Source organism: Pseudomonas fluorescens (genome assembly GCF_902497625.1).
GTDB classification, from domain to species: Bacteria; Pseudomonadota; Gammaproteobacteria; order Pseudomonadales; family Pseudomonadaceae; genus Aquipseudomonas; species Aquipseudomonas fluorescens_BQ.
The window spans coordinates 69,110-76,920 of record NZ_CABVGX010000029.1; the positions used below are offsets into that span (position 1 = coordinate 69,110).

Genomic DNA, 7,811 nt, shown 5'->3' on the forward strand with positions numbered 1-7,811 from the left:
CTTGTGCCTGCCCGCCGTTATCCAGTCTCAACGGAGAGCTCCCCCATGACCGATTCCCCTGATCGTGACGAACGTCATCTGGCGCGCATGTTGCGCAAAAAAGCCGTGATCGACGAACGCATCGCCAATTCTCCGAATGAATGCGGCCTGCTGCTGGTGCTGACCGGCAACGGCAAAGGCAAAAGCAGTTCGGCGTTCGGCATGCTGGCGCGTTCGATGGGCCACGGCATGCAATGCGGCGTGGTGCAGTTCATCAAGGGGCGCCACAGCACCGGCGAGGAATTGTTCTTCCGGCGCTTCCCGGAGCAGGTGCGCTTTCATGTAATGGGCGAAGGCTTCACGTGGGAAACCCAGGACCGCCAGCGTGATATCGCCGCCGCCGAAGCCGCGTGGCAAGTCTCCCGCGAACTGCTGCGCGATCCGTCGATTGGCCTGGTGGTGCTCGACGAATTGAACATCGCCCTGAAGCATGGCTATCTCGATCTCGATCAAGTGCTCAGCGACCTGCAAGCGCGTCCACCGATGCAACACGTGGTTGTCACCGGTCGGGGTGCCAAACCAGAGATGATCGAACTGGCCGACACCGTCACTGAAATGGGTGTGATCAAGCACGCTTTTCAGGCCGGGATCAAAGCGCAAAAAGGCGTCGAGCTGTGAATCAGCCACGTCATTGCCCGGCGGTATTGATTGCCGCGCCGGCTTCCGGTCAGGGCAAGACCACCGTCACCGCCGCGTTGGCCCGGTTGCACCGCAATCAGGGGCGCAAGGTACGCGTGTTCAAATGCGGACCGGACTTTCTCGACCCGATGATTCTCGAGCGCGCCAGCGGTGCGCCGGTGTATCAACTGGACATGTGGATGGTCGGCGAGCAAGAAAGTCGCCGACTGTTGTGGGAAGCCGCCGCCGAAGCCGACCTGATTCTGATCGAAGGGGTCATGGGGCTGTTCGACGGCACGCCGTCCAGCGCCGACCTGGCGCGCCACTTCGGTGTGCCGGTGCTCGCCGTCATCGACGGCACGGCCATGGCGCAGACCTTCGGCGCCCTGGCGTTGGGGCTGGCGAAATATCAGGCGGATTTGCCGTTCGCCGGCGTCCTGGCCAATCGCGTCGGTACCCTGCGTCACGCGCAATTGCTGGAAGGCAGCCTGACCGAGGGTTTGCGCTGGTACGGCGCCTTGTCCCGAGAGACCGGGATCGAATTGCCAAGTCGCCATCTCGGCCTTGTCCAGGCCAGTGAATTGAACGACCTCGACGTGCGCCTCGATGCGGCGGCCAACGCGCTGGCCAGCAGTTGCGAAGTCGCGCTGCCACCGGCGGTGGAATTTGCCGCGCCAGACATTATCGCGGTCGAGCCATTACTGGCCGGCGTGCGGATTGCGGTTGCGCATGACGAAGCGTTTGCCTTCACCTACGGCGCGAGCCTGGATCTGCTGCGAGCCATGGGTGCCGAACTGCGGTATTTCTCGCCGATCCGCGATGCCGGACTGCCTGAAGCGGACAGTCTCTATCTGCCCGGTGGCTACCCGGAATTGCACCACCTGGCATTGTCACGGAACACCTCGATGCTCAAGGCCATTCGCGACCATCACGCGGCGGGCAAACCGCTGTTGGCCGAGTGTGGCGGCATGTTGTATCTGCTCGATTCGCTGATCGATGTCGAGGGCACTCGCGCTGAACTGGTCGGCTTGCTGCGCGGCGGCGCGGTGATGCAAAAGCGCCTCGCCGCGCTGGCTTTGCAAGCGGTCGAGCTGCCGGAAGGCCTGTTGCGTGGCCACACTTATCATCACTCGCTGACCACCACCGAACTTGAGCCGATTGCCCGTGGGCTGAGCCCGAATGGTGGGCGCGGGGCGGAGGCGGTTTATCGTGAAGGGCGAATGACAGCTTCCTACGTGCACTTCTATTTCCCGTCCAATCCCAACGCGATCGCTGCACTCTTTCTTCCCGACCTTAAGGACGCCTTCGCGAGCAGGCTCGCTCCCACAGTTGAGGATGTGTTGCCTGAAGAAACTCGCTCCACTGTAGGGCCGAGCAGGCTCGATTCCACAGTTGAAGATGTGTTGCCTGAAGAAACTCGTTCCACTGTGGGGCCGAGCAGGCTCGATTCCACAGTTGAGGATGTGTTGCCTGAAGAAACTCGTTCCACTGTAGGGCCGAGCAGGCTCGATCCCACAGTTGAAGATGTGGCGCCTGAACAAACTCGTTCCACTGTGGGAGCGAGCCTGCTCGCGAAGAGGCCATGACTGACAACGCCTTTTCCGAAGCCGAACGCGCAGCGGTCTACCGCGCCATCGCCGAACGCCGCGACATGCGCCACTTCATCGGCGGCAGCGTCGATCCCGAGCTCCTGCAACGCCTGCTCGAAGCCGCTCACCAGGCCCCCAGCGTCGGCCTGATGCAACCCTGGCGCTTCATCCGCATCAGCGACAGGGCCTTGCGTGGCGAGATCCAGCAACTGGTGGAAGAAGAACGTATCCGCACCGCCGAAGCCCTCGGCGAGCGCAGCGACGAGTTCATGAAACTCAAGGTCGAAGGCATCAACGACTGCGCCGAAGTGCTGGTCGCGGCGCTTATGGATGACCGCGAGCGACACATCTTCGGTCGTCGCACCCTGCCGGAAATGGACATGGCCTCGCTGTCCTGCGCGATCCAGAACCTGTGGCTGGCGTCGCGGGCCGAAGGGCTCGGCATGGGCTGGGTGTCGTTGTTCGAGCCGCAGGCACTGGCGGCTCTGCTGGGCATGCCGCCCGGCGCCAAGCCCCTTGCCGTGATTTGCCTGGGCCCGGTCAAGGAGTTCTATCCGGCGCCGATGCTGGTGCTCGAAGGCTGGGCGCAGGCGCGTCCGCTGAACGAAATGCTGTATGAAAATTTTTGGGGAGCGAGGCAATGAGTGTGGCGTTATTGAGTGTCGCTGCGGTTGCGCTGGACGCGCTGCTGGGCGAACCGAAACGCTGGCATCCGCTGGTAGCGTTCGGCCGTCTTGCCGATCGCATCGAGCGTCGTTTCAACGGTGAGGGTCGCGGCTGGCGCAGTCATGGCGTTACCGCGTGGGTGATCGCGGTGGTGCCGCTGACGTTGCTGGCCACGGCGTTTTCCTGGGCGCCCTACATCGGCTGGATCATCGAAATTGCGCTGCTGTATTGCGCACTCGGCATGCGCAGTCTGGGTGAGCATGTCGAACCGGTCGCGAAGGCGCTGCGCAGCGATGACCTGGACGAAGCGCGCGCGCGGGTCGGTTATCTGGTCAGTCGCCAGACCAGCGAGCTGGATAAAACCGAAGTCGCCCGGGCCGCCACCGAATCGGTCCTGGAAAATGGCAGCGATGCGGTCTTCGCCGCACTGTTCTGGTTTGCCGTGGCCGGTGCACCCGGGGTGGTGCTGTATCGCCTGAGTAATACGCTCGACGCCATGTGGGGCTATCGCAACGAACGCTTCGAGCGCTTCGGCTGGGCCGCCGCGAAGATCGACGACGTGCTCAATTACATTCCTGCCCGCTTGGTGGCACTGACCTACGCACTGCTGGGCAAAACCCGCCTCGCGCTGAAATGCTGGCGCACCCAGGCGCCTCAGTGGGACAGCCCGAACGCCGGTCCGGTGATGGCGGCCGGTGCCGGTGCCTTGGGGGTCGAGCTGGGCGGGGCGGCGATTTACCACGGTGAACTGCATCAGCGTCCGCAGCTGGGCGAAGGCGTGCCGGCAGACGCTGATTCGATTGATCGTGGCTGGCAATTGGTCCAGCGCGGCGTATGGTTATGGCTGCTGATTCTCTGCGTCGGAGCTGAATTTTATGCTTGAACACGGTGGACGCTTGCGCAAAGCCGCACTCGAATATGGCATCGCCGAAACCGAGTGGCTGGACCTCTCGAGCGGGCTCGCGCCCTGGCCTTTTCCTGTCCCGGAAATTCCCTTGCGCGCCTGGGCTCGCTTGCCGGAGATCGACGACGGCCTGGAGCAGGCGGCTTGCGAATATTACGGTGCTGCGCACTTGTTGCCGGTGGCCGGTTCTCAGATGGCAATTCAATTACTGCCGCGTTTGCGTCGCATCGGCAAGGTCGGCGTGTTGTCGCCGTGCTACGCCGAACACGCCGAGGCCTGGCGCCGCAGCGGCTACATCGTGCGTGAAGTGCTGGAGCAGGAAGTCGACTTCTATATCGATAGCCTAGATGTGCTGGTGGTAGTCAACCCGAACAATCCCACCGGGCTGAGCCTGCCCCCGCGCCGACTGCTCGACTGGCATACAAAACTGGCGCAACGCGGTGGCTGGCTGGTGGTCGACGAAGCGTTCATGGACAACACACCCTCGTTGAGCCTGGCGCCGTTTGCCCATCAGGTCGGTTTGATCGTGCTGCGTTCGTTTGGCAAGTTTTTCGGTCTGGCCGGCGTACGTTTGGGCTTCGTGCTGGCCGAGCGCAAATTGCTCAGATTGCTCGCCGAACAGGTCGGGCCCTGGGCCGTCAGCGGACCGACTCGTGTTATCGGCCAGGCCTGTCTGCTCGACACCGACGGGCACGCCCGCCAGCGGCTGCGCACCGAACAAGCCAGTGAACAGTTGCGCCTGCTGCTGGAAAAATCCGGCTTCCCGGCGCAGGGCGGTTGTGCGTTATTTCAATGGGTGGTCACTGAGCGTGCCGAACAGTTGCACGAGTTCATGGCCCGTCGCGGCATCCTTCTGCGGCTGTTCGTTCACAACGGCAGCCTGCGTTTCGGTCTGCCCGCAGACGCTGGCGACTGGCAGCGCCTGGAGCAGGCATTCGTTGCGTTCAACAAGGAAACCCGATGACCACGTTGATGGTGCAGGGCACCACTTCCGATGCCGGTAAAAGCACACTGGTGACGGCATTGTGTCGCTGGGTCACGCGCCAGGGCGTGCGCGTGGTGCCGTTCAAGCCGCAGAACATGGCGCTCAACAGTGCCGTGACCGCGGACGGTGGCGAGATCGGTCGCGCCCAGGCAGTGCAGGCGCAGGCGGCTTTTTTGCCGCCGCACACCGACATGAACCCGGTGCTGCTCAAGCCCAACAGTGACACCGGCGCACAGGTGATCATTCACGGTCGCGCGGTGACGACGATGAACGCGGTCGCGTATCACGACTACAAAACCATCGCCATGCAAGCGGTGCTGGCGTCCCATGAACGGCTGAGCGCTGCCTATCCAGTGGTGATGGTCGAAGGCGCCGGCTCGCCGGCGGAAATCAACCTGCGCGCCGGGGACATCGCCAACATGGGTTTTGCCGAAGCGGTGGACTGCCCGGTGGTGCTGATCGCCGACATCAATCGCGGCGGCGTTTTTGCTCACCTTGTCGGTACGTTGGAGTTGCTCTCGGCCAGCGAACAGGCGCGGATCAAGGGTTTCATCATCAATCGATTTCGCGGCGACATTGCGCTGCTGCAACCGGGTCTCGACTGGCTGGAAGCGCGCACCGGCAAACCGGTGATTGGCGTTTTGCCCTATGTGATGGACCTGCATCTGGAAGCCGAAGATGGCATCGATCAGCGTCAGACCGGCAAGGCCGAGCATGTCCTCAAAGTCGTGGTGCCGGTGCTGCCGCGCATCAGCAACCACACCGATTTCGATCCGCTGCGCCTGCATCCGCAAGTCGATCTGCAATTCGTTGGCCCCGGTCAGGCAATTCCACCTGCTGACCTGATTATTCTGCCCGGCTCGAAAAGCGTGCGCAGCGACCTCGCTTTTCTGCGCGCCAACGGTTGGGATAGTGCCATCGCCCGCCACCTGCGTTACGGCGGTAAAGTGCTGGGGATTTGTGGCGGTCTGCAAATGCTTGGCGGGCAGGTGCACGATCCGCTGGGTCTGGAGGGCGCGCCGGGTTCCAGTGCCGGACTGGGTTTGCTGGCGTTCGAGACGCAACTCGAGCAAGAGAAGCAGTTGCGTAATGTGCGCGGGCATCTGGCGCTGGAAGATGCGCCGGTCAGCGGCTACGAAATTCATGCCGGGGTGACGATCGGACCGGCGCTGGAGCAGCCCGCCATGCAGCTCGAAGATGGCCGGTGTGACGGCGCACTAAGTGCCGACGGGCAGATATTCGGTACTTACTTGCATGGGCTGTTCGAATCACCGCAGGCGTGCTGCGCGCTGTTGCGCTGGGCCGGCTTGCAGGACGTGGAAGACGTCGATTACCACGCTTTGCGCGAGCGCGATATCGAGCGGTTGGCGGATTTGGTGGAGCAGCACCTGGATACCGGATTGTTGCGTGAGCTGTGTGGGATTTGAGGTGCTTTCCAGAATGCCATCGCCAGCAGGCCGGCTCCCACAAGTTTTGTGTTGAATTGAATGGTGTGAGCGGCATAAAACCTGTGGGAGCCAGCCTGCTGGCGATGAGGCATTCACCGTCTGCGAAGATTTCAAGGAATAAACCATGCTCCAACTGATCCTCGGCGGCGCCCGCTCCGGCAAGAGCCGTCTCGCCGAAAAACTCGCCACAGACAGCCGGCTCAAGGTCTCCTACATCGCCACCAGCCAACCCCTCGACGGCGAAATGAACCAGCGTATCGCCCATCACCGAGCCCGTCGCCCGGCCGACTGGTTGCTGATCGAAGAGCCCGTCGAGCTGGCCCGCGTTCTACGCGAAAATGCCAGCGCTGAGCGTTGCCTGCTGATCGATTGCCTGACGCTGTGGCTGACCAATCTGCTGATGCTCGAAGACAATGATCGCCTGATCGCCGAGCGCGAGGCCTTGCTGGACTGCCTGGCATCACTGCCGGGTGAAATCATTTTTGTCAGCAATGAGACCGGAATGGGCGTTGTGCCGCTGGGCGAGCTGACCCGCCGCTACGTCGATGAGGCCGGGTGGCTGCATCAAGCCCTGGCCGAACGCTGCCAACGCGTCGTCCTGACCGTCGCCGGTCTGCCTCTGACTCTGAAAGGAACTGCTTTATGACTCATTCCTGGTGGCTGAACCCGTGCCAGCCGATCAACGCTGCCATCGTCGAGCAGGCTCAGGCCCGCCAGCAGCAACTGACCAAACCGGCCGGTTCGCTCGGCCGTCTGGAGACAGTTGCAGTGCAATTGGCCGGCCTGCAAGGCCAGGTGAAACCTCGCGTCGATCAACTGTGGATCGCCATTTTCGCCGCAGATCACGGTGTAGTGGCCGAGGGCGTGTCGGCCTATCCCCAGGAAGTCACCGCGCAGATGCTGCACAACTTCGTCAGCGGCGGTGCGGCGATCAGCGTGCTGGCGCGGCAGCTCGGCGCGTCGCTGGAAGTGGTGGATCTGGGTACCGTCAACCCGGCGCTGGATTTGGCGGGCGTACGTCACCTCAACATCGGCCCCGGCACCGCCAATTTCGTCCAGGGCCCGGCGATGACGGTTGCTCAGGGCGAACTCGCGTTGCAGGCCGGGCGTGACAGCGTGTTGCGCGCCGTGGCGGCGGGCAGCCAGTTGTTCATCGGCGGCGAGATGGGCATCGGCAATACCACCGCAGCGAGTGCGCTGGCGTGTGCGTTGCTGGACTGCCCGGTGGTGCATCTGACAGGGCCGGGCACAGGCCTGAACGTAGCCGGTGTCAGCCATAAAGCACAGGTCATCGAGCGCGCATTGACGCTGCACGGAGCGCAACGCGGCGATGCCTTGCAAACTCTGTTCAATCTTGGGGGCTTTGAAATCGCGGCATTGGTCGGCGCCTATCTGGCGTGTGCGCAGCAAGGTGTGGCGGTGCTGGTGGACGGCTTCATTTGCAGTGTCGCGGCATTGGTTGCGGTGCGCTTGAATCCTGAATGCCGTGCGTGGCTGCTGTTCGGGCATTGCGGTGCCGAACCGGGCCATCGTCATGTGCTCGAAACGCTGAGCGCTGAACC

The 7,811-nt window shown here is 62.8% G+C and carries 8 protein-coding genes; all 8 read left to right on the forward strand.

The genetic code is table 11. From position 1 onward, the window contains the following. Positions 1-45: 45 nt before the first annotated feature. Entirely contained in the window at positions 46-657 is a 612-nt protein-coding gene (gene cobO, locus F8N12_RS18110) for a cob(I)yrinic acid a,c-diamide adenosyltransferase (protein ID WP_150581691.1), read from the forward strand. Continuing rightward, the gene (locus tag F8N12_RS18115; protein ID WP_224787723.1) at positions 654-2,243 is read left to right on the forward strand and encodes a cobyrinate a,c-diamide synthase; all 1,590 of its coding nucleotides are present in this window, start codon (positions 654-656) and stop codon (positions 2,241-2,243) included. The genes cobO and F8N12_RS18115 overlap by 4 nt, the downstream gene beginning before the upstream one ends. After that, complete coding sequence (bluB, locus tag F8N12_RS18120) at positions 2,240-2,890, forward strand: 5,6-dimethylbenzimidazole synthase (protein WP_150581692.1); 651 nt, start codon at positions 2,240-2,242, stop codon at positions 2,888-2,890. Before F8N12_RS18115 ends, bluB begins: the two co-directional genes overlap by 4 nt. After that, complete coding sequence (gene cbiB, locus F8N12_RS18125) at positions 2,887-3,795, forward strand: adenosylcobinamide-phosphate synthase CbiB (RefSeq protein ID WP_150581693.1); 909 nt, start codon at positions 2,887-2,889, stop codon at positions 3,793-3,795. Before bluB ends, cbiB begins: the two co-directional genes overlap by 4 nt. Beyond that, a complete protein-coding gene (cobD, locus tag F8N12_RS18130; protein WP_150581694.1) occupies positions 3,788-4,780 on the forward strand; it encodes a threonine-phosphate decarboxylase CobD in 993 nt (330 codons plus the stop codon). The genes cbiB and cobD overlap by 8 nt, the downstream gene beginning before the upstream one ends. Continuing rightward, the gene (locus tag F8N12_RS18135; protein ID WP_150581695.1) at positions 4,777-6,228 is read left to right on the forward strand and encodes a cobyric acid synthase; all 1,452 of its coding nucleotides are present in this window, start codon (positions 4,777-4,779) and stop codon (positions 6,226-6,228) included. Before cobD ends, F8N12_RS18135 begins: the two co-directional genes overlap by 4 nt. A 145-nt stretch (positions 6,229-6,373) precedes the next feature. Next, on the forward strand, positions 6,374-6,895 hold the full coding sequence (gene cobU, locus F8N12_RS18140; protein ID WP_150581696.1) for a bifunctional adenosylcobinamide kinase/adenosylcobinamide-phosphate guanylyltransferase: 522 nt from the start codon (positions 6,374-6,376) through the stop codon (positions 6,893-6,895). Next, a partial coding sequence (gene cobT / locus F8N12_RS18145) for a nicotinate-nucleotide--dimethylbenzimidazole phosphoribosyltransferase (protein ID WP_150581697.1) occupies positions 6,892-7,811 on the forward strand: 920 nt, incomplete at its 3' end. The genes cobU and cobT, both read left to right, overlap by 4 nt.